The 20,733-nt window shown below is 56.4% G+C and carries 33 protein-coding genes and 1 pseudogene; 17 read left to right on the top strand and 17 right to left on the bottom strand.

The genetic code is table 11. The features are described 5' to 3' along the window. Position 1 precedes the first annotated feature (1 nt). The 7 genes from VWZ81_RS02785 to VWZ81_RS02755 form a co-directional block, all read right to left on the bottom strand. Positions 2–142 carry a hypothetical protein gene (locus VWZ81_RS02785; protein WP_260081046.1) on the bottom strand — a complete coding sequence of 47 codons (141 nt, stop codon included), beginning with the start codon at positions 140–142 and terminating at the stop codon, positions 2–4. Positions 143–200: 58 nt separating this feature from the next. Continuing rightward, a complete protein-coding gene (locus tag VWZ81_RS02780; protein WP_416542036.1) occupies positions 201–1,439 on the bottom strand; it encodes a phage major capsid protein in 1,239 nt (412 codons plus the stop codon). A 16-nt stretch (positions 1,440–1,455) separates the two neighbouring features. Beyond that, positions 1,456–2,292, bottom strand: a complete 837-nt coding sequence (locus VWZ81_RS02775) for a head maturation protease, ClpP-related (RefSeq protein WP_416542035.1) — start codon at positions 2,290–2,292, stop codon at positions 1,456–1,458. Next, complete coding sequence (locus VWZ81_RS02770) at positions 2,270–3,520, bottom strand: phage portal protein (protein ID WP_416542034.1); 1,251 nt, start codon at positions 3,518–3,520, stop codon at positions 2,270–2,272. The genes VWZ81_RS02775 and VWZ81_RS02770 overlap by 23 nt, the downstream gene beginning before the upstream one ends. Before the next feature lie 7 nt (positions 3,521–3,527). Continuing rightward, positions 3,528–5,306 (bottom strand): terminase large subunit, encoded by a 1,779-nt coding sequence (locus VWZ81_RS02765; RefSeq protein WP_416542033.1) that lies wholly within the window; start codon positions 5,304–5,306, stop codon positions 3,528–3,530. After that, complete coding sequence (locus VWZ81_RS02760) at positions 5,284–5,691, bottom strand: P27 family phage terminase small subunit (RefSeq protein ID WP_102906744.1); 408 nt, start codon at positions 5,689–5,691, stop codon at positions 5,284–5,286. The genes VWZ81_RS02765 and VWZ81_RS02760 overlap by 23 nt, the downstream gene beginning before the upstream one ends. A 176-nt stretch (positions 5,692–5,867) precedes the next feature. Continuing rightward, a complete protein-coding gene (locus VWZ81_RS02755; protein WP_416542446.1) occupies positions 5,868–6,101 on the bottom strand; it encodes an HNH endonuclease in 234 nt (77 codons plus the stop codon). A gap of 534 nt (positions 6,102–6,635) precedes the next feature. Between VWZ81_RS02755 and VWZ81_RS02750 the strand changes: the two genes are divergently transcribed. Then, the gene (locus tag VWZ81_RS02750; protein WP_416542032.1) at positions 6,636–8,447 is read left to right on the top strand and encodes an AAA family ATPase; all 1,812 of its coding nucleotides are present in this window, start codon (positions 6,636–6,638) and stop codon (positions 8,445–8,447) included. Positions 8,448–8,559: 112 nt separating this feature from the next. On the opposite strand, the gene nusG is transcribed toward VWZ81_RS02750, so the two are convergent. From nusG to VWZ81_RS02700, 10 genes and pseudogenes are all read right to left on the bottom strand, one after another. After that, on the bottom strand, positions 8,560–9,111 hold the full coding sequence (gene nusG / locus VWZ81_RS02745; protein ID WP_416542031.1) for a transcription termination/antitermination protein NusG: 552 nt from the start codon (positions 9,109–9,111) through the stop codon (positions 8,560–8,562). Positions 9,112–9,149: 38 nt separating this feature from the next. Then, on the bottom strand, positions 9,150–9,566 hold the full coding sequence (locus VWZ81_RS02740) for a DUF1064 domain-containing protein (RefSeq protein WP_416542030.1): 417 nt from the start codon (positions 9,564–9,566) through the stop codon (positions 9,150–9,152). Next, a complete protein-coding gene (locus tag VWZ81_RS02735) occupies positions 9,563–9,988 on the bottom strand; it encodes a hypothetical protein (protein ID WP_416542029.1) in 426 nt (141 codons plus the stop codon). The genes VWZ81_RS02740 and VWZ81_RS02735 overlap by 4 nt, the downstream gene beginning before the upstream one ends. Before the next feature lie 8 nt (positions 9,989–9,996). After that, entirely contained in the window at positions 9,997–10,269 is a 273-nt protein-coding gene (locus VWZ81_RS02730; RefSeq protein ID WP_416542445.1) for a DUF2312 domain-containing protein, read from the bottom strand. Positions 10,270–10,446: 177 nt separating this feature from the next. Then, positions 10,447–10,680, bottom strand: a pseudogene (locus tag VWZ81_RS02725) (DNA translocase FtsK); the annotation flags it as partial. 352 nt (positions 10,681–11,032) lie between these two features. Then, entirely contained in the window at positions 11,033–11,347 is a 315-nt protein-coding gene (locus VWZ81_RS02720) for a hypothetical protein (protein WP_416542028.1), read from the bottom strand. Continuing rightward, positions 11,347–12,258, bottom strand: a complete 912-nt coding sequence (locus VWZ81_RS02715) for a helix-turn-helix domain-containing protein (RefSeq protein WP_416542027.1) — start codon at positions 12,256–12,258, stop codon at positions 11,347–11,349. Before VWZ81_RS02715 ends, VWZ81_RS02720 begins: the two co-directional genes overlap by 1 nt. Before the next feature lie 324 nt (positions 12,259–12,582). Continuing rightward, positions 12,583–12,819, bottom strand: coding sequence for a hypothetical protein (locus tag VWZ81_RS02710; RefSeq protein WP_416542026.1), 237 nt, complete (start codon positions 12,817–12,819; stop codon positions 12,583–12,585). Beyond that, positions 12,812–13,312, bottom strand: coding sequence for a hypothetical protein (locus VWZ81_RS02705; RefSeq protein WP_416542024.1), 501 nt, complete (start codon positions 13,310–13,312; stop codon positions 12,812–12,814). The genes VWZ81_RS02710 and VWZ81_RS02705 overlap by 8 nt, the downstream gene beginning before the upstream one ends. Before the next feature lie 84 nt (positions 13,313–13,396). Then, a complete protein-coding gene (locus tag VWZ81_RS02700) occupies positions 13,397–13,612 on the bottom strand; it encodes a hypothetical protein (protein ID WP_416549311.1) in 216 nt (71 codons plus the stop codon). Between the two features lie 77 nt (positions 13,613–13,689). Here VWZ81_RS02700 and VWZ81_RS02695 point away from each other — a divergent pair, with 77 nt between their 5' ends. The 16 genes from VWZ81_RS02695 to VWZ81_RS02620 all read left to right on the top strand — a co-directional run bounded on the left by VWZ81_RS02695 (position 13,690) and on the right by VWZ81_RS02620 (position 20,720). After that, on the top strand, positions 13,690–14,325 hold the full coding sequence (locus VWZ81_RS02695; protein WP_416542022.1) for an XRE family transcriptional regulator: 636 nt from the start codon (positions 13,690–13,692) through the stop codon (positions 14,323–14,325). Positions 14,326–14,384: 59 nt separating this feature from the next. After that, positions 14,385–14,873, top strand: a complete 489-nt coding sequence (locus VWZ81_RS02690; RefSeq protein WP_260103271.1) for a hypothetical protein — start codon at positions 14,385–14,387, stop codon at positions 14,871–14,873. Continuing rightward, positions 14,857–15,276, top strand: coding sequence for a helix-turn-helix domain-containing protein (locus VWZ81_RS02685; protein ID WP_260103272.1), 420 nt, complete (start codon positions 14,857–14,859; stop codon positions 15,274–15,276). Before VWZ81_RS02690 ends, VWZ81_RS02685 begins: the two co-directional genes overlap by 17 nt. After that, a complete protein-coding gene (locus tag VWZ81_RS02680) occupies positions 15,273–15,653 on the top strand; it encodes a DUF6941 family protein (protein WP_260103273.1) in 381 nt (126 codons plus the stop codon). The genes VWZ81_RS02685 and VWZ81_RS02680 overlap by 4 nt, the downstream gene beginning before the upstream one ends. Before the next feature lie 332 nt (positions 15,654–15,985). Continuing rightward, positions 15,986–16,249, top strand: coding sequence for a hypothetical protein (locus VWZ81_RS02675; protein WP_416542021.1), 264 nt, complete (start codon positions 15,986–15,988; stop codon positions 16,247–16,249). Between the two features lie 16 nt (positions 16,250–16,265). Beyond that, positions 16,266–16,631, top strand: a complete 366-nt coding sequence (locus tag VWZ81_RS02670) for a hypothetical protein (RefSeq protein ID WP_416542020.1) — start codon at positions 16,266–16,268, stop codon at positions 16,629–16,631. 93 nt (positions 16,632–16,724) lie between these two features. After that, positions 16,725–17,108 carry a helix-turn-helix domain-containing protein gene (locus VWZ81_RS02665; protein ID WP_416542019.1) on the top strand — a complete coding sequence of 128 codons (384 nt, stop codon included), beginning with the start codon at positions 16,725–16,727 and terminating at the stop codon, positions 17,106–17,108. A 75-nt stretch (positions 17,109–17,183) separates the two neighbouring features. Further along, entirely contained in the window at positions 17,184–17,603 is a 420-nt protein-coding gene (locus VWZ81_RS02660; protein ID WP_416542018.1) for a hypothetical protein, read from the top strand. Positions 17,604–17,751: 148 nt separating this feature from the next. Next, positions 17,752–18,525, top strand: coding sequence for a hypothetical protein (locus VWZ81_RS02655; RefSeq protein WP_416542017.1), 774 nt, complete (start codon positions 17,752–17,754; stop codon positions 18,523–18,525). A gap of 42 nt (positions 18,526–18,567) precedes the next feature. Further along, positions 18,568–18,957: a hypothetical protein gene (locus tag VWZ81_RS02650; protein ID WP_416542016.1), complete on the top strand. Its 390-nt coding sequence runs from the start codon at positions 18,568–18,570 to the stop codon at positions 18,955–18,957. A gap of 33 nt (positions 18,958–18,990) precedes the next feature. After that, positions 18,991–19,173, top strand: coding sequence for a hypothetical protein (locus VWZ81_RS02645; RefSeq protein ID WP_260074105.1), 183 nt, complete (start codon positions 18,991–18,993; stop codon positions 19,171–19,173). Between the two features lie 31 nt (positions 19,174–19,204). Beyond that, complete coding sequence (locus VWZ81_RS02640; protein ID WP_416542015.1) at positions 19,205–19,537, top strand: hypothetical protein; 333 nt, start codon at positions 19,205–19,207, stop codon at positions 19,535–19,537. 34 nt (positions 19,538–19,571) lie between these two features. Further along, positions 19,572–19,946 (top strand): hypothetical protein, encoded by a 375-nt coding sequence (locus VWZ81_RS02635; RefSeq protein ID WP_416542014.1) that lies wholly within the window; start codon positions 19,572–19,574, stop codon positions 19,944–19,946. A 26-nt stretch (positions 19,947–19,972) separates the two neighbouring features. After that, positions 19,973–20,224 carry a hypothetical protein gene (locus VWZ81_RS02630; protein ID WP_416542013.1) on the top strand — a complete coding sequence of 84 codons (252 nt, stop codon included), beginning with the start codon at positions 19,973–19,975 and terminating at the stop codon, positions 20,222–20,224. A gap of 42 nt (positions 20,225–20,266) precedes the next feature. Next, positions 20,267–20,515 (top strand): hypothetical protein, encoded by a 249-nt coding sequence (locus tag VWZ81_RS02625; RefSeq protein ID WP_416542012.1) that lies wholly within the window; start codon positions 20,267–20,269, stop codon positions 20,513–20,515. A gap of 19 nt (positions 20,516–20,534) precedes the next feature. Next, on the top strand, positions 20,535–20,720 hold the full coding sequence (locus tag VWZ81_RS02620; RefSeq protein ID WP_416542011.1) for a hypothetical protein: 186 nt from the start codon (positions 20,535–20,537) through the stop codon (positions 20,718–20,720). The last annotated feature ends 13 nt before the right edge of the window (positions 20,721–20,733 follow it).

Raw genomic sequence — 20,733 nt, 5'->3', positions numbered from 1 at the left:
CTTACTTCTTCGCCGGTTTGCCGTACGGACCGGGATCAAGACCCAGATCTTTCGCCATTTCCGATGTCATCGATTGGCGGGACGCAGGCTTTGCATCCGCCGGTTTGGCCTGTTTGGCCGCAGTCTGCTTGGTTTCAGCCATCGGGTTCTCTCCTGAGAGGGTTGTAGGCGGGCCATTACAGCCCGCCGAAGATCACCGCTTAGGAAGCGGCCATTTCCATAACCTTGATGCACTCCGGGTTCACCACGCCGCCGCCGACGCGCTTGGTGGTGTAGAAATGCACGTAAGGCTTGTTGGTGAACGGGTCGCGCAACACGCGGACGCCGGTCCGGTCAACAATCAGGTAGCCGCGACGGAAATCACCGAAGGCGATGGGCAGGGCAGAAGCAACAGCATCCGGCATGCCCGGCATTTCTGTGACCGGGTAAGCCAGCAATTGCGAGGGCTGGCCCGCCTGCGAAGACGGCTGCCAGAGCTGTCGGCCTTCGGCATCGCGCAGCTTACGAACCTTGCCCATGGTGCTGCGATTCATCACGAACCGGCAATTGCCAGTGTAAGCGGACGGTACCGCGTAGATCAGATCCAGCAGTTCGTCTTCAGTCACTGCAGCAGCAGCGGCGGCGGTTTTCTTCTCGATGGCCCCCAGCGGATTTGCCGATGCGTTGCTGCCGCCGGTCACATAGGTCAGGAAACCGCTCGGCTTGTTCGTCCCGTTGCCGGAAATGAACGCCAGTCCTTCCTGGTAGGAGAACTCTGTTTCGACCTCGCCCGCGATCCAGGCTTCCAGGTCCACTTCGGCATCATCCAGCATCTGCTGCGTTGCTGCGGGGTTGGCGTAAATTTCGCCCGTGGTGAAGGTCATGGAACCGAAAGTCGCGCTGCCGGTTTCGCCGCGTGCGGCGGTTTCGCCGACCCAGCCCGACGCGGTGCCGCGCAAGTTGAACAGCTTGGTGAAGCCGTTGCCGGAAATCGACTGGGTGCTCGCGATCTGACGCATCGCCGAGACTTCGATCAGCTTGTCGGTGATGGTGCGGTCCCACTCGACAGGAGCCAGATAGCCGCCCTCGTCGGAGGCGCCCTTGTTCAGGTTGGCCTGAACTTCACCCTTGCGGAAGTGCGCGCGGAAAGCCTCGGAATACTCCGGGTCCTTCACCTGGCCAGGGCCAGCGCCGTTGGCAGCCATCGCGGCCAGCTTGGCATTGGCCTGATCAACCGCGGCTTGCAGGTCAGACACGCTGGCGTCAATGCGCTTCATCTTTTCGGTCGTCACCACGTCGTCAAACTTGGCTTTGACCTCTTTGTCCTTTTCGGCCTGGGTGTCTTTGAACGACTGCCAGTCCTTCTGAAGGTCAGCAAGAATTTTGGTCACGTCACCGCCTGCATCTGCACGAACGGCGACGATCCCGCGGGCTTTCGCGGGGATCATGTGCTTGGACATGAGTTGTCTCCTGATTTTAGACTTTGAACAGGCCCGAAACGAGGGCCGCGATTTCGTCAGCGTCGTGCGTGACGGTCGGGGCAGCGTCCTGCATGCCCCCCTTTGCATCGGCCAGAAGCGCGCGGCGTTCTGAGCGAGGCATTCCGGTTTTTGCGAGGCGCGCATCAATGCGGCGGGTTGCATTCACGCCCTTGGCGGCCTCTGCCTTGGTTTTGTCTTCAGAAACAGCGTCCGCAGGAAGGAACCCAGTGGCAAGACCGGCCTCTACTGCCTGCTCGCCGTTGAACCATGTCTCGTTGTCCATCCATTCTGCGGCTCTGGGCTTTTCGACCCCAGCACGGTCGGCATAGAGGGTCGCCATTGCGTCATCGAACGGCTCCATGGTCTCTGCAGCGTCCTTGAGGTCGTGGCGATTGCCCATCGCTACCACCCAGGCGTTGTGGACCATAAGGAACCCTGCCTTGCCGATCTCGATTTCATCCCCGGCCATGGCGATGACCGACGCGGCCGATGCGGCCAAGCCAAGAATGCGCACTGTGACCTTGTGAGGGTGCGCACGGAGGGCGTTGTAAATCGCCACCCCTTCGAAGAAATCGCCGCCAGGGCTATTCACTTCGACAATCACGTCTTGTGAACCGATGGCGCGCAAGGCAGCCGCAATTCGCTTCGACGTGACACCACCGCCAGTCCAAAAATCCTCTCCGATCACGTCAAGGATTGTGATTGTGTTATCCGATGCCGCTTGCGGTGAAAGCCCCGCGTTCCAGCGTTCCAGCGCGTCTGCATCAGGTTCGAAAGCGCAGACGCTGGGAAGCCGCCCGGCTTGTATCTCAGGGAGTTTTCGAAGGCTCATTGCTTGCCCCTTTCTGTGCACCCATAGACATGGGCAGATCATCACGTTGCGGAAGGTCCATCCACTCTCGCGGCTCATCGGGGTGAAGCCATGGTTGATGCCCGCCAGCCCCAAGGCCTTTGGCGAAAAAGTCAGCTTGGTCCTTCATCGACCCGCGAAGTAGCCCGCCAGCGTTGAATTTCGCCTCGTATCGGTCGGCCTCGTCCTCCGTCAAAAGATCGCGCTCAATCGCCTGCTGCCACGCCTCAAACCACGGGTTCAGCGAATACCGAACGAAGAATTGCCCCAGAACGTCGATCCCCGACCCCCAAGAGGTTTCGTCCATCATCAGGAGGGGGCGCGGGACACCGAAAACCCGCGCGATTTCCTCGATTTGGTGCTGGCGCTGCTCCAGGCCCTGGGCATCCTTGCCAGGCGCTTGAAACGGCGTCATGTCCATGCCCTCTTCGAGAATTTTCCACTTGTGCGCGTTGTCTGCGCCCTCTGCTTCCTGCATGCTTGCCTTTAGGCGCTCGAACACCTCGGGCGAAAGCGTAGATTTGTGCTTCAAGACGCCGCCAACGATCATGCCTTTGCTGAACATCCGTGTGGCGGCTCGTTCCGCCGATAACGCCAACCCAATCGCCTCTGCCGCCTGATTGACCAGCGAAAGCCCGGTGATCCCATCCTCCGAAAGACCGTATCGAAGGTGCAAAATCTCATCCTGCGAATATGTAACCTTGCCGCCGTCCTTTCTGGTGACGGTATAGGTCAGAGACCAGTCGGCGTTTTGCTCTGGCTTGCAATTTGCGAGCGGGACAAGCTGGATGATCCGCTGGCCGCTGCGGACCTTGAGTGCGAACGCGTCGCCCTTCGTCAGCGCGCGCTGCTGCATCACAGAGCGGAACTCAAAGGCCGTTTGCCACGCATTCGGCTTGCGGTGCAGAAGCCGGTGGACAGGGTGGTCCGCTATTCCCTTGGTTGCCTTGTCCTTAAGGTGCAAGGGCAGCATTCCGATGGAGAACGACAGCAGAGACACCGACCTCAGAACGGCAGTATTCTTGAGCGCCGTCTTGGGCGAAACCGACATTCCAGACGCCGTGGCAGCCGTAGTCCCTCCTCGAATAAACTCGTAAAATGCAGGGTCGTTCAAACCAGAGAACGACATGCTGTCGCCAGCCATGGCATGCGCCGATCTCGCCGCATGCTGCTCTTCGCCGCGAGGGCGGAAAAAGTCGAAAATGCCCATGTGCGCCTCAGAAGCTCAGTATTCCTCGCGCCTCATAGACGCTGGTTGTGTCTTTCATCGCCGCGGTGGCGGATCCCACGGCCATCGCCAAGGTGACAACCCCGTCGATCCGGCCACGCGACCGCGATTTGTCGAACATGCGGTTGCTGAACCCGTCTTCGCGGATGATTGCGTTGCGGGCGCAAATGCTGGTCAATTTGTTCCGGTCGATGACCACTGTGCCTTTGAGCATGTGATCTTCAAGCTGTGTGATCGAGGTTGGCATGCAGAGAAATTTGGCGTCAAAGCTCACGCTGTGACCCTGTTTATGGCGCACGACCTTGAGGCCGGAGCCCGCCTTGTCGTCACCCTCTTCGATCCAGTAGCTGAATCCAGCGGTGTCGAAGGCTTCGCAGAGCTTTTCCATATGTGCGCTGTCGATTGCCATCTGCACCACATTATGGCGGCCACAGAGTTCAATGATCTTAGCCGCGATGAAGCTGTAATCAATCACGCGTCCTGGCGTGATTTCGATCAGGTTCGCTTCTTCCAGTTCACGGTAAGGAATTGCATCAGCAGTCGAACGCTCTTCGACCTCAAATTCACGCGTCCAATACCAGTTCTTGACCTCGATCTTTTCCCCCTCCCACGCGGCTGTTAGCGCGGTCAGGTCGTTTTTCTCTGACAGATCAAGCGCCAGATGCGCTTTGCGACCTCGCATGGCCTTCTCATCAACAGCGCCTTGGACTTCCTTCCATGCCTGCTCAGACGTCCAGAATCCTGCCGAACCAACGGGGATCCCGAAATAGAGGCGCTTGGTCGTGAGTTGCGTGCTGATCTGCTGCTTGGCTGTAACGACCAGCTTGCGCACATTGTCGATGGGGTATGTCAGGCCCAGAGCTGGCAGCGCCTTAATCCAGCAGCTTTCGTCGTTCAAAGGGTCATCGCCTTCGTCAACTCTGGCGATATATGCGAAGACACTGTCATCTGTGAAATCGCCGGTCACAACCTTTTGGCAAAACTCGCTGTAGTCTGTACCGACATGCTGATCTGCACTTGGGGTATTGGTGCCAAGCATCAAGATGCTGTCGCCGTGCTTTTTCGTGACGGCCGCTCGCCACATCTCGATAGCCTTGTTGGTCTTCATCTCGTGGATTTCATCACCGGCCACGAGTATCGGCTTTGGTCCAGAAACGCTGTCGTTGTTTGCGATAGGCCGCATGAAGGATCCGCTCTTTGCGTGCTCGACGCTATAGGCGAGATCTCCAGTTCCACGGATCACGTAGGCCGCGTCCTCAAGCGTCATGCCCCCCTTGCCAGGTATCGGTGCCCGCAGCATTGCCACAGCATCGCGAAACATGACCCGAGCAGTGTCTTTGGTCTCTCCGATGCAATAAACCTCAGCGCGCTTTCGCCCATAAAACCCGCTGAGATAGATACCGATCGCCGCCATCAACGGCGACTTGGCCTGCCCCTTGCCGGTCTCTAACCACACAAACCGGAATCGAATAAAGCCATCCGCCGTTCGCCACCCGAAGATCGACCCAACAACAAACAGGTGCCACGGCAACAGAGTGAACGGTTCGCCCTCCTTTGCACCCTCAGTGATCGATAGCATCGCCGGGAAAAAACGAATGGCCCGCTCTGCCTGGTTCACATCCCAGGTCAATTCACGCCTATGCGCTTGCTTTAGATCATCTAGATGGCGCTTGCACTGTGCTCTGACAAACTCTCCAGCGATGACTTTTCCTGCAATAACGTCACGCGCATATTGCGTTGTCTGATCAATGCGCTCCGAGGAATTCATCCGCCGGTGTCTTTGCTGCAGGTTTCAACGGAGCCTCTGTCTTTGCGCCAACGCTCTCAGGCGTGAGGGTTAAAGATTTTTCCAGCTTGGCGATTTGGTCCGCCATATTTTTCACCTGAGACCAAAGCATGTCGGCATACTGCCCGCCATCCTTGCTATCGCGAACCGGCCCGCTCGCGACCGCCAGGGGTTGATAGTGCAAATACTCGGCAGTCATCCGGACCAGACGGTCAAGCGTACGAGCCCGCGCCCGATTCCACAGGCCCCTTGCCTCAAGATCAGCTTTGTACTCCTCCCAGAGAACGCAAGCCTGTTCGGCGATACTGCCACCCTCGTCGTGGCCAGCGAAAATATCACCGTATCGAGGGCGCGGAATTTGGGCCATTTGGCAGTCTCCAGCCTACGACGGGGACACCCCCCTTTTTGCGAGCAGATATTGCGCACGCAGGAGGGGCGATAGGTTTCCAGCATTGGGGGCTGAACTTTTGACCTCCCCCCTGCCTCAGATCAGAGCCGGAAGGCCAGAAACAGGGCGGCATAGGGCCGAAACGCTTTACCTCGTCACCACTCCTGCCCGATGCGCTCCTTGGCCAGAGCAATCAGCTCGGCATCTCCTGCGTGGGCAGCTTCGATTGAAGCGCAATGAGTGAGGTGGCAACCGGAGCAAACCAGAGCAAGGTTCCTGAGTTGGAAAGCCAGATCCGGGCGGAGGCGCCACGGGCGGAGGTGATCCACCACGGCGGCGCGCTTGCCCGTCTTACCCCGGAGGCTTGCCGGTATCGGCTGGCAGCACATCCGGCATCTTCCGCCCTGCTGAGCGTAGAGCGTGGTTGCAAAGCAGTCGCGGGCCGCGCTGCCCTTGCGGCCTGAGAATGGGTGTCGATCGCTCAATTGCCCCATCCTAATCATTTAGAATTTAATAGCTCATCTAGCCTTGCGGTGCACACATTTGGAATGCAGTAGCACACGCCCTTTCCTCAGTTCCGCAAACCGGGGGCGCATGGTTGTCATAGCCTAGAGCCGAACTCCGGGGATCCTACAATACCTGAGGTATACATCATATCCCGGGACATTCAAGCTGCCACAGAATATTCAGCAGCAAGGCTGTACATACTTCCGTCAAGCCGCCAGAGATACTAACCTGCCTCTGAAACCGTCAACTTAACCCTTTTCAGTACAAACCAAAGATAGAAATTTAGGTTAACAAAGTTTATGCCCCACACTCTAGTCTATAAAAGCAGTCACAAGTCTATACAGTCTTTGAATGATGTTGAGCTTCCTGATTTTTCACTGGTGACTGGGCGAAACGGATCCGGGAAGAGTCACCTCTTGGAATCCATTCTTTCCAGAGCAATAAATAGCTCTGCGGCAAACGATAACTCGAGTGTAGAATTATTCACGTGGGCAACACTTTCACCTGCGGATCAACCACCATCCGGACCTGGACAGCTAAGTTCAACGGGTGAAATGCTTTCGAGGGATTTGAGTAAGATTTCCAAAAATCCAAATGGAAAGATAAATATTGTAATTGATAGGGTTGGGTATAATCTTGGATGTGCCGAAATAATTGCCAACGCGAAATCGATGGAGGACCCCGATGAGGCGAGGAGATACATTTACTTATTCATAGAGCGTTTTGTGAATAGCTCAGCTGAAAATGAATCCCAGATTAGAGCGGCCCAATCATACCTAACGGGTGTTAAGGAGATAATCTCAATAGAAGACGCTTGCCATCTGTTCGGTGCTAATGATGCAAAAAGAAGAGCAATACTTCAAAAAATAGATCAAATAACGCCGACCAGCTTTGAGCAAAATTTAAACAAAATTTTTCGAGTTTACAGAGATCTGGAAAATCGCAATTCAGTCGCAAGGGATCGTGAACAACCAGAAAAAGTAGAGGTTCTTCCAGAGCCCGCCCCTTGGGATCTATTGAATAAGCTATTTGATGAGGGAAATATACCTTTTGCTGTAGATCGGCCTGATTATCTCGAGTTGAATTCCAGTGTTTTGGTGACGCTCAAAAAGAAAGGCAGCAATTCAGAGATAAACTTCTCTGATCTGTCCTCAGGTGAGCGAATATTTATTTCATTTGTAGTGGGGTTGTATAATGCAATCAGCCTTAAAAACACTACATCGTTCCCCAGTCTATTACTGTTGGACGAAATTGATGCCACTCTGCATCCAAGTATGGTGAAATATGTCCTTCGTATAATAAAGAACACCTTGGTTTCGGAGCTTGGTATAAAAGTCATAATGACAACACACTCTCCGACCACGGTAGCATTGGTTGAGGATGAGGAAGTCTATGAGATGGACAACTGTTCTGGCACCCTTAAGAAAATTGGGCGAGCAAAGGCTTTACGCATTCTAACAGAAGCACTCCCAACACTGGCAATTGACTACGATGCTAGGTGTCTAGTCATTACCGAAGATGAAAATGATGCCACGCTATGGAGCATCCTTTATCGCGGGCTGAAAGGTGATATTTCATCGGATTCTTCTTTAAATTTTCTAGGGTCGGGCGTCAAAAAAGAAAAGGGAGGTACAGAGGGCGGCGGTTGTGAACGTGTAAAAAAGCTAGTCGAAAATATGGTTGAATCAAAAATAAAACGATTAGTTGGGATGATTGATTGGGATCTCATGAATTCCTCGTCTGACAGCCAAAATGTACATGTTCTTTGCGAAGGTCAGCGCTATGCGATTGAGAATCTTTTATTAGATCCAGTGCTTTGCATTCGCTTGATGTGCAAGCGGCAACCGGAGGCGGCTACTAGAGCGGGTTATCTATCAGAAACCGAAGGTGACAGAAGCCTTGATACTTGGTGTGACCAAAAGTGGCAAGTTATGGTTGATAAGTTTTGCGCTGAAGTTCTCCCTGATGACGACCGCTCGAAAACTGATGCGATAGAATACATGAATGGCCGTCAACTCGATATTCCAATATCTTTTCTCCAGATGAACGGTCACGATCTGCAAAAGAAGATCGTTGAAAAGTACGGATGCCTTCTGGCCTACGAAGGTCAGGGCAAGCTACTCACTATAATTGCACAACACATTTCAGTCGGTGACTATGAAGGTTGGTACCCGAAATCCATCGTTACAACGATGAATACACTGATCAATTTGGCGACTGATCACTAAGACGATGTGAAGGTAAACAGACCAGGGAGGGGGGTACAACTGCTGACAAACGACAACCTCGTGACCCACTGTATGTTGGCAAGGGTAGGGTCATGACACCCCTGAGATCTCATCAGCTTATTGGACTGACTTGGTCCGGGTCTAGCTCAACAGGGGTTTCTCTCCCAAAGATTTCAACCGAGACACTCAGCCTAGCGTAATCATCATGTGCCCGCTGGACGGTGTCCTGAAATAAGGCGGGGAACCCCTCAAAAGCCCCATTCAGAATGACCAGTGCCTGGCCGGGTCGATACAGGCACTGATACTGACTGTTTTCCTTTAACCGCTGGGTATCAAAATACTCCGTCTTGACGGCCTCTTGAAAATCTCGCAGACCGGGTGTGCCTCTCCCGCTGTCGCCATCAATGTCTAACCGGGAGAGCTGCAGTGGCTTTCCGATGACGTGCTTCAAATCATAGATGTCACGCCAGCAGATTGCCGGTACAACACAGAAAAGCAGCTTTGGAACATATGGACGATCATACCAGACCGTTTCACGCTTCTCTTTCACGTAGCGGCTGCTCAATCGGCGTGGCACCCAAGGCTGAAGGCCCATCGCCTTCAGTTCTGCCTCAACCTCGAATTCCCTGCCGCGTGTTGTGTTGATAGCGTAGGTATTGGTCATTGCTTACTGCCCTCTGCAAGCTTGTGTTATTGGTCTTTTTAGTTGGCGCGGGTGATCAGCAGCTCAATGCCCTGAGCCGCGAGAACTGATTTCACAAGTTTGAATTTGTCGGTCTCATGCCCCTTGCGATCCTCAACGACGGTGACGCCCAGCGCATTGTCAACGTAGACGAAATCCGCCTTGTAAACCCGCTGCTGGTTGCCGCTGTCCGTCATGATCGGGCCATCCCGGCCGATCAGCGGGATCGGGGCCTGCCGACGCAGACCGCAAATCGCACCGCTCGCCTGCAACAGCTTCAGCTCTTCCCAGCGATCCGCCTCTGTCTTGCTATCGTGTGTGATGCCGTCAGCGGTCGTGGTGCGCTTGGTGCCGCGCACCCGACGCCTGTCTTCTCCCAGCCCCTCCGCAGCGCGCTGGGCGGCTTTGTACTGCTCTGCCGTCATCCGCTCTGTCATTGTGCTGCCTTTCGCTTCTGTGCCTCTGCCTGCATCGCGGCAGCGAGTTCCGCTTCAAAGAACTGGGTGAGGCTGATTGTCTGATGCCAGCCACCAGAGTTGGTGCCGCCCTTCCCGCGTGTGCGCGCAGGCAGACCAAGATTTCGGCGACGTGTACCAATGGCTGATCGGTGTGTGTATCCGAAGTGCGCCGCCATATCCGTGGAGCAGACACCTGCGTTCCACATCCGGGTGAAGGTCTCATCGTCAACGTAGCAACGGCGCACCTTGACGCGACTGGGGAGGCCAAGGCTCTTGGCTTTGTAGCTCACAGCTTGACGGGTCACGCCCAGCGTAGATGCGATCCGGTCAACGGGGATGTCATGACGCCCCCATAGCGGCGCCAGTGTTTCTTTGGTTATGTTGGCAAGCGGTTTCGGCATGGGTGCGCTCACATGCCCAGCGCTTCTTTGTACATCTCGAGAACAGCGTCCTCTTCGGCGATGTCATCCTTGTCACGCTTACGCAGGGCGATCACCTTTCGGATGACCTTGGTGTCGTAGCCCCGGGCCTTGGCCTCTGCCATGACCTCTTTCTGTTGGTCAGCCAGATCTTTCTTCTCAGCGTCCAGGCGCTCGAACCGCTCAATGAACTGGCGCAGCTCGCCTGCTGTCACCCGGTAGGCGGTATCTGCAGCATTGTCGAAATCCGGATCCGCCTTCATGGGGGGCTTACCAGAGGCCTTGCGCTGCTCCGCGTGCTTTGCCTTAAGCTGCTGGCCACCTATATCGTCACAGGCCGCTGTCAGCATCTTCACAACGGTTTCGCGGTCTGCGTCATCGGGGATGGCCGATTGCAGGGACAGCGCGGTGCGGATCGTTTCAATCGTCGCCACCTCGCGCTTACCGACATGGTTGGGCGCAGAAACGATCCCGGCCTCTTCCATCCGCTCGATCAGACGCGCGGCCTTGTTGTAGCCGATTGCGAGCTTGCGCTGCACAAAGCTGGTGCTGGCTTTCCCTTCACTGACGACAATTGCCGCGGCGCGGAAATAGAGCGCATCGCCATCGGACTTTAGCGGGCCTTCGTTGGCAGATGTATCAACGCCCTGAAAGGTATTGGGCCCCACGCGCATTGACACCCCTTCCCCGCGCGACACATGCCCCGGGTCTGTTTTCTGGATGGGCGTAATGATTTCCTTGATCAGGGCAGTTTGGTCATCCGCGCTGCGGATATCATCCCAGCGCTTGACCAGAGCTGCCCAGTAGGCGTTGACGTCGGTCATCATAGACAGTTGATCCCGCAAGCCAGGCACCGCATCCAGCAGACGCTCACAGCGCCCGAAATCGGCACTATCCAGCGGGTAGTCACCGCGCTGCTCGCGCTCACCCGTCACACGCGCAGCGATGGATTCTGATGACGCGCCGGTCACGTTGTCCCAGATCTTAGCGGCGCGCTCTAGTTGCGCGTTGGACGGTTCCTGTTGATCAAGCATTGCTCTGCCCTTTCGGTTGGTGTTTTGCGCCCTGTGCGGCGCTCAGCGTCTTTCCTGCGAATTCAAGCGCTGACGCGATGTCTTTGGCGTGGGGGTGCTGATCCGGTACGCGCGCAGCGAGGCGGCTTTGGGTGCGGTAAGCCCCGCGGATCTCATCAAGGCTGTTCAGGCGCATGCGCTTGGGGCTGGTGCAGATCGGGCCGGGCTGCGGGGCGATGACGATGCAATCGCCCAGGGCGGCGTCGACAGTCACCACCACCCGGCCAAACTGCACGCCGTGGGTTTCTGGATCCGAATGCGGCGACATCACAGCGACACCCCGACCTGTCGGCAATCCTGCTCGGTCACCAGTCCCGCGCTCAGGCATTCCCGGGCCATGGACGGCGACACACGGCCCCGCATGTGGGGCTTGGCCTCAAGGATCTCTTTCGCCCAGTAGGCCAGCACCTCGGATTGATCAGCCTGGGCCTTGGGGGTGGTGACGTGCTGCCGCCAGCGTTTCTCAGCGATCCAGTTCTCGGAGAGCTTCACATACCGCGGGGCGTTGCCATCCTGCTCGACCGCATAGGCCCGGGCACCAGCCAGGATCTCTGCGGGATCCGCCCCCTCGCCCAGCGCCGTGCGCAGTGCGTCCTCGGTCGCCTCTGGCAGGCCCATCCGGGGATAGGCTGCTGAGAACTCGGCAACGAAACCATCAAAATCAAATTCGGAATTGTGCGGGGCGCCAGCCGCGCAAGGTTCCCTTACGGGTTTATTTACTAAGGTTTGTGTCTCAATTTGAGACTCGGGAATCGCGATTTTTGAGACTCGGGAATCCGCTTTTTTGAGACTCGGGACCGTGTCGCAATTTGAGACACGGGATGCGTCTTTGTTCTCCTTTTGCCCCTTCTGTTTCCGTGTCTCATTTTGAGACACAGCAAATTCGACCTCTGGTGGATTGTCGAAATTCAGGCCCAATATGTAGAATGTCGAAAGCGCCTTGTTCGTGCGAGGATTTACCCGCGGGATACGGCGGATCAACCCTGTGTGTTCAAGGTCCTCAAGGTGCCGGTTGACCGTGGCGCGAGACATATTGCAGTCAGCCGCGATCAGCTTCTGATCCGGGTCACACTGCAGGGTGTCTTTGTTGTGCCGGTCAGCCAGTTGGATCAATACGATCCATGGCCCCGGCTTTAGGTGGCGTTGCTCAAGCGCCCAGCTGACTGCCTTGTGGCTCATGCTCTCAACTCCCCACGGCGGCCCCGATCTGGCCAATAGCTGCTAGAAATGTCTTCCCCGCTCTTGGCGGCCTCAGCCTCGTCGGCGCGACGAACAGCAAGCGTTGCGTTTTTCACTGAGCTCAGCGACACGCCCAGCGCGTCCGCGATTCTCTGAGGGGCAATGCCCTCGCAACGCATTGCCACCATTTCGAGATACCGCTCATCAGCGGCCCGGCCTCTCTGGCCCCCGCCTTGTGTCATTGCTGCCTCCAGTAGAAATCAGCGTGAATTATCATTGAAACGCCGCAGCTGATCCCGCAGCGAATAGGCTGGTGGCGGCTGGTCATCGTCCCACCTCTGGCAACTTTGCCTCCAAGTCGTCAAAGTGGTGCGCCAGCCGCCGCAGCTCTGTCCCCATGCCCTTCTCAATGTGGCCGGTGAACAATGGCTTTGCCTCTCCCCCTTCGACATCAGGGAAAAGGCTGAATGTCTGTCCGTTCTCTCTGTGAACGGTTGTCCTGACCACCACGTGGCCGATGCGGAAATAGCTCTGATCCAGGATCCGCTTGCGCTCAGCCATCGCTGTGACCTCCGGAACTGGCAGCTGCTGCCCCGTCTTCATCGGGATTAGGGCCGCTGCGCATAAGGGCTTCTGCCTCTTCACGGATCTTTCGGTGCGCGGCTTCAGCTTCCCCGGCTTCACGCGCGATCTCAGCGAGGTCTCCCCCCTCGATTGCTGCGGAAACAGACTCGCCTGACTCTTTGGCAGCACGCGCGGCCAAGACGGGCATTGGTATGCTGGGAGGTAGGTTCCCCTCCTGGACCTCATTAAAGGCCAGCAGAGGCCGCTTATCGCCCGTGATCTGAACGAGGGCGAAGAGGTCATAGACATCGAAGGCGCGGCTTCCGTTCATCTTGCGTGAGAAACCACCAAAATCGACATCGCTGTCTTCCAGCCCGCGACCGGCCCAGAACTCTGCGATTTCGCGAGCCGCGCAGTTCTGTTTGCCGGGGAAGTATCGGACCACCAAGCCGCGGATAAGTGTGTGAAGATAGTTTCGCTGGTTCGCCATGCTGGGCAACCTCATTGCTTTGGCATTTGTGCTGACTGCGCCCAAATTGGAAGCATGGAAGCAGTGATTGGCATTGAGGAAGGGTTAGGCGGCGGATGGCTGCGAGGCTTTGCGAAGCTCTTGCATCTTTCCACGAACCTTGGAGCGCGTTACTTCGCGCGGCTCCATGCCGTTCCGAAGACCAGACACGAAGCCCGGATCGTTCAGCGCCTCTCGACCCAAACGAGAAGGGGCTATCCCTGTCTCACTCAGGAACTTTTCAACTTCAGCTTTGAACTCAGATAGCATCATGATTGGCATGATGTAGGATTTATCCATCACTGTAAAGAGGATTTATCCCATTTGCGGGCGCCTACTGCATGTAGGATAATCCCTACATGGACACTGGACAGATGATCGCAGAGCGAATTGAGAAATTAGTGCAAACGAAGGGCACCAACCCACGGGCCGTGTCCTTGGCTGCAGGTATGAGCCCGACCGGTGTTCGTGACATCATCATCCGAAAAACAAAGAACCCAACCTTCGCAAACATTCTGAAAATCGCTGAAGTCTTGGAGGTGGACGTCACGGAGATTATCGGCGGCACGGTCCCTCAGCGCGACACGATCGCCATAGCGGGAAAAGTCGGCGCCGGTGCGCAGGTGCCTGTGTTCGATGCCTACGAAAAGGGCGATGGCCCCCAGGTCGAGTGCCCACCTGGCCTATCTCCGCACGGCATTGTTGCCGTTGAGATCGAGGGCGACAGCATGGAACCTGTATATTCCGCGGGGGATCTGCTGTTTTACAGCCGGAACGGACACGACAGTGTGCCAAGCGACGTCATTGGATATCGGTGCGTCTGCGAGGATGTGGACGGCATGGGCTGGGTCAAACAAGTCAAAGCTGGGGATCAGCCAGGGTTGTTTCACCTGATTTCGCTGAACCCAGGCGCGAATACGATGTGGAACGTGCGGCTGAATTGGGCGGCGAGGGTCAGGCTGCATTGGCCTGCTGAGTTGGCGAAAAAGCGCTAATCACAGCGCGCGCCGCTAACGTCATTTTAAACATTGATATGCGAAAAAAGTTGACATAAATGGCAACAGTAGTTCAACTCGCCTCTCAAGGCGCGCTCGTAAAGATGAAAGGTAACTTGAGACCTCACGAGCAACCCAACCGAGCAATGTACGCCTCCCATGAGGTTATCGAATGGTTCAAAACGACTTTACCCAAGGCCAAATCTGATGGTGTAATTCCTGGCGCTCTTAAACCCTCGCACCAAGTAGCAGCAAAAATCCACGCATTTGTCGTCGGCGAGGACATGGCCGGCGAACTAGAACCCCACGTTATGCGTCCAGAGGATAAGGCAATCTGGGTTATCAAAACCGCTGACGTACGACTGTACGGTTGGTTCACCGACACCTGCATCTTTGTCATCGTCTGCGCAGCCTTGAAAAACATGCTTGAAGAAGAAAAGACACTATATGATGAAATGGTTCAGCGATCCGCTGCCTTCAGAGAGCAACTTGACCTTGACCACCCTAAGTATGTGGAAGGGAGCCTAGAAGATGTCTGCAGAGTTTGACTTCGATATTACCCCTAAGGACGCTGCAGCCGCGTACTTCATGGAACGCAATCACCGCCTTTTACTTGCGGCCGCGCTCAAGGCGAAGAGGGAAAAAGGAATCTCTCAGCGTTCGATCGCAGAGCTAATCGGCGTAAATAAGTCCGTGATTTCAAGGGCCTTAAAGGGGCAAAACAACCTTACTGAAAGAACGATAGCCGAGATCTGCTGGGCCCTTGGCGTTGAACCTACGCTAACTCTGCAATGGCTAGATAAGGCCAACGGGAACAACTGCAAGCACCACACCGACATACCCAGAAACCCGAACGTGAATCAAAGCTCGAATATGTCATCAGTGGCTGCCAATACATTCAAAACCGTTCAGAAATCTGAACTTACAGCCAACAACGGAACAAGTTCGTGACTTATAGAGCCGATGCTATCATCTGCGAAGATATTCGCGTCGAGAACAATGGGAAGGTATTCATCATTGGGATGTACACTGGAGCCATTGCCGCAAATGCCCCGACTGACATCAGCCTGACCGCACTACTAAGGTTTTGGAATTTACCGGAAGGTCAACACACCATTGATGTATCAGTGGACCTAAATGAAGCGGAAATCATGTCCGCTGAAGGAGAACTGAACGTCGGCGATCAGGAACAGTTTTCAGCCATCCCACTGCCACAGTTTCACTTTACACTAAAGGAAGATGGAGAGCTCAAAATCAAGGCGAAGCTCAAAGACAGCAAAGAGTTTCTGACAGCTGCAACCATACCAACACAGCTGGTTAGCGCCTAACGAACACTAGTCTACCTCGCCCCGCAGACTACGTCGGGGTTTTTCTTTGACCACACTGTTAACCACACGTTAACCACTCTGCCCGCATGTTGTTCTGGCCCGACCTCTTCCTGAGAAGTTTGGCAGAGACGTTTTTAAGCACCTCTGGAGTGACCACCCTACACTCCTTGACCCCGGCCACTGTGCTGGGGTTTCTTTTTGCCCGCGCAGCACACCACCCTTGCAGCAAGTCAGGTGGCGGGTGGAAGTTATGTATAGGATTTATCCTCTTTAGCTTATTGACGTAGGATTTTTCCTACATTACTTTGATTCTCAACCAAGGGAGAATCGCAATGAAGAACGTACCCTCAGAAAGTTTGATTTCAGACGGCCAGCTGCGCGCCATGGCGGGCAATGATCCTGTGACATCTTTGGCCACCTGCACTGACGAAGAGTTGGCGGCCATGGCCCGGCATATGCTTCCAGAAATGGCAGGTGAACTGCTCGCCTATCGACTGGCAGAGCAACTGGACACGGTGGCGCGCCCTCGTAAGGCACCAACCCTTTTGGCGGGCTGGCTCATCAATAAGCTGCCCGCCCATGTTGTGCGGCAGTAGCGCCATGGCATCGCCCGTGACCCATCAAGAAATCCACGCCGCCGCCCTAGATCTGGAGCACCGCTCCTGCTTTGGCCGTCGGACTCTGATCCGGACTAACGGAGGCAAGGTCTCCCCGGCGGTCTGCGAGGGCGGCAGTGGCTGGCAGATCGAGATGCTTGGCATCGAGGGCACCGGCCCTGATGTGAATGCCGCGATCTCCAGCTGGATCCGGGCTGCTCGCGTCCGCTGCAACCTTGACCCGGCACGGCGCGCGACGGACTGGCGCCACGACTGCCCCTACAACGGCCAAGCGCCGCTTCCTGAACAACTCCCCCCTTGCCGAAGCCTGAAACCTGCCGACGCAAGAACTGGTCGGGGCTACGGCCCCGGCCCCTTTTGAACAACGCGGGCAGTCCCGCTCCGCCGGGCGCGGCAACACCCACTCACGGCAACCGGCCGCGCCCATGTGCAGATAGATCAAAGGAACATCGCAATGCCGCATCCCATCGACATCCACGTTGGAAAACAGATCCGCCAAGCTCGCCTTCTGGCAGGGATTTCGCAGCAAGAGCTCGCAGACGCAGTGGGTATCAAGTTTCAGCAAATCCAGAAGTATGAAACTGGCGCAAACCGGGTCAGCGCGTCCCGCCTCTGGATGATTGCCAATCACCTTGAAGCAAAAACGTCAGACTTCTTCCCCACAGAAGACGCCAAACCTAACGCCGACCGCGAATTGAACTCCGACGAGATCAAGATCGTACGGGCGCACCGGGCGGCAAGCCCAATGGGAAAAGCAGCTCTCAATGTCGTCGCTGCAGGGCTGGTTGGCCTCAACGGCGATATGCCAGGCAACGCCGCAGCCATCGCCGCTGAATAATCCCAACTCTCACCATGCTGGCATCGCGCCCAGCGCGTCTACACAAGGCCCCGAAACTCAGGAGCTCGCTCGCCAATGAGAAAGCTGGAAATAAACCTGCACGATTCACACATCGGAATTTGGCAGGATGACCCCAACGAACCGTCCTTCAAGGAGGAGGTTTACGGCGGCCTTATCCGACTGCTGCGCGATCGAGGCTGGACCACCCATAAAGACCCGGAGACCAAACGGAACTGGGTGTCTTTAAGCCCAAACACCCGTCAAGCAGCGAAAGGCAATCTTCGCGCGCATATTCAGACTGCGGGGAGATGCGTGGAGCTTCTGGGCATCAGCGTGGACGGCATCGACCTGCCCAGCGCGCTGTCTGCGTGGATCCGCGCGGCCCGCATGTCCTGCCGATTGACCAGGGCCCGCCGCGCCACCGACTGGCGGCCTGACTGCCCCTACAACGGACAGGCGCCGCTGCCACCCTCACTCCCTGTTGCCGAGGCCTGAAACCTGCTGAGGCACAAACTGGCCGGGGCCACGGTCCCGGCCCTTTTCCAACACATGCGGGGTGGCGCCCGCTCCACCCGGGCGCGGCAACCCCACTCACGGAAACCGGCCGCGCCCAGCGCTGACATCGTAAATCACAGGTGCCATCATGAAAGACAAAGTCGACACTCCGACAACCGACATTGCACAGCTGGCCGCACAAGCTCTGGCCAACGCCACAGCGCCGGAGCGCGTGAAAGAGATCGTGGATAAGCAGATCGCGAAGACGGTCGAAAATGCCATTGAACAGGCGACACGCAGCTTTTCACCCTTTGGCCAGGTGTTGGAGCGCAAGATCTCCGAGGCCCTCAAGATCAACGATGTGAACCTGCCCAGCTACAACACGCTGATTAGCGGCATGGTTCTGAAACAGGTGGAGACCATCGCGTCCGACCTGATCGAAGGGCGCCTGAAAGACGATATCGCTCAGATGCTCAAGATCGCGCCGAAATCGGTAAAGCTCTCTGAGATCGTGGAAGAGATGAGGGCGCCTCACGAGAGCGATGGCGGATATGGTGAGGTGGTGACCTGCATCGTTGAGCGAGAGGATCCGCGGGACAGCACGTGCTTTGGCCCTGAGTGGACGATCTACCTTGATGACAGCGCGTACTATGAGCACCTGGAAAAGACTTCCTGCGACATCACTCTGCGCATCCGCCATGGCTTGAAACCCGACCTCAACCAAGACAGCGATGAGCTGCACACTGGCACCATCAGTAGTATCCGCGATTACACCGGCGTCATTGCCAGCAAGGGCGGTCGGGAGGGCTTCACCACCAATAAGCCCTACGGCCTCGCCCAGCGCCTCTTGGCTATGTACGCCGCGGAGACCGTGATCGAGGTCGATGAGGACGAGGTCTGCACCTCTGTCGGTGACTACTGATCCCACCAGCCCCACAACCGCACCCCTTTGATGGAGGGACCAATGTCAAAGCTTGTTCTGAACCTCGGATATGGCGTCCAGTTCGAGGGCGAATACCACCCCAACGGACACCCGAAGAACATTTGCAAGGTGACCGGCAGCGCCGACCCGGCGGTGTTTGGCCGCAATGTCGATGTGATGCGTCAGCTTGTGGAATTGTGGAACTCACGTGAGGCCGAACCAGATCCCTGCATCTTGAATGCGATCAGCTTCCTCAAGAGCAAAGGGTTCGACGTGTTCGAGGCGGTTCCGCCACTTGCTGAAATGGACGACGCGACCCTGCGCATGTGGCGGACCAAGATCAACGCTTGGGGGACCGATATCCATCACCGGCAGACAGCTCTAGTGCAGCAGATCTGCGACGAAATCGACCGGCGCGATGTCACTGTCTGATTTCCAACAATCCCCCCCGAAGGAGAAATACCCATGTTCGGAATTTTGAAGTCAGCAATGAAGGCCGCCAGCGCGGTGGTGGATGTGCCGGTTTCGGTGGCGGCTGATATCGTCACCCTGGGCGGTGCACTGACGGACAAGGATAAGCCCTACACTGCCGAGGCCGCAGAGCGCCTTGTCAAGAACGTCAAAGACATGTCGGACCCCGAGTCCTAGAACCCCAACCCCGAAACGCACCGGAGGCACTATGAGCGAAACAGACGACCCGGAATGGCCGCGTGAAATCTGGATGGCCGAACTGGACGAACACCACAACGGCACCGGAATGGTGGTGCTGTCGGTGCAGGCCACCGTACCGCGGTGGGAGGGCGATGATGAACGCGACTGCGACTTTCAGAAATATGTGGACGCCGACATCCTCGAAACCACGGAACGCTACTACGAGGCGAAGCTGGAAGAAATGCGCGCGAGGATCAACGCGTTGCGCGGGTGGATCGAGGATGAAGCCGCGGATCGCGGTGAGGCTGACACGGAATACGAAACGCACCGTCAGTGCGCTTACGCGCTGTCCGAACTTTGAATCCAAAAACCGCACCCCTTTGATGGAGATCCTTATGAGCGAAGAAATCAAACTGCCCATCAAGTCAGCCCGTGACATCGCCGAAACCTATGGCTGGGATCAGGTGATCGTATTGGCGCGAAAAGTTGGCGATGATGGATATGAGCATGTCGTGACTTACGGCAAAGGCGCGTCTCACTGCGAAGCAGCTGCGCGCGCGGGAAACGCAATCAAGCACCATCTGATGAAGTGGCCATGCTCCCTCTTTGACAGTGCGCTGCGGGTCTTGGGTGTTGGCCGCGATGGTGAGAACCCAAAGGCGCTATCGCTGACCCTGAACGCCGAAGCCTCTGACGCCGATATTCGCATGGTTCACGACCTCTTGAGACCGCCCACCCATTCGCCCGCCGCCGTAGAGCGCGGCGCTTAAAACGCACCCCTTTAATGGAGAGAAATATGGCAGAAGCTTTTTTCGCTTGGGCGCAAGTCAACGAGGTTCCGTTTTTTTTCGTTTTTCTGGCGATCATTGGCACGATGCTGGCTTGGATGTTTGCTCTGGCATTCATCGTCGAGCTGACAGCGCGCGCACTGCGGAAAATCAAGCCGATGATTTGCAGCCACGATTGGCGCGCAACGAAGTTCCAAGCGCTGGTGCCTGGCATCGGGCAGGAATGCACCAAGTGCGGCAAGCAGCGCCAAGTTTACTAATCCAGAAACCGCCAACCCAGAAACGCACCGCCAGGAGAGACCATGCCCGAAGGGAAAAAGAAGTTCGTCGCCGACGCCGCGCGCGTGGCCCGTGGACGCGCTGACGCTCTGCGCCGGGAAATCAGGCAGTGCGAAAAGAACGGGAAGCCGGTCTACCCCGGCGACCGGGCCGCAGCACGTGAGGCTGACCATATCGCCCGGATGATTGAGACACTGGCTCAAAGCCCCTATCGCGGTGATCCCTATGAAGCCGCTCGCAAGCGCGTGTTCGCTGCGAAACCTGAATCCTAAAACCGCCACGGAGGAAACAATGAAGGTATCGACGGAATGGCGCGGGCACGCGCATGACCTCAAACGGATTGCAGAGATGCTGGAAAGCCGCCCGACCCGGCTCTGTAGCGATCATGTCGCCTCTCTGCATGAACTCGCCGAGGAGTTCGAGAAGGAGGCCGATGGATATGAAACGGCGCATGAGCGCGCCGCCCATTCCACCTAACCCCGGAGGAACC

Origin of the sequence: Phaeobacter sp. JH20_34, assembly GCF_048056095.1 — a bacterium.
GTDB classification, from domain to species: Bacteria; Pseudomonadota; Alphaproteobacteria; order Rhodobacterales; family Rhodobacteraceae; genus Phaeobacter; species Phaeobacter bryozoorum.
The sequence above is the reverse complement of the archived record's forward strand: the minus strand, read 5'-3'. Positions and strand labels throughout refer to the sequence as shown.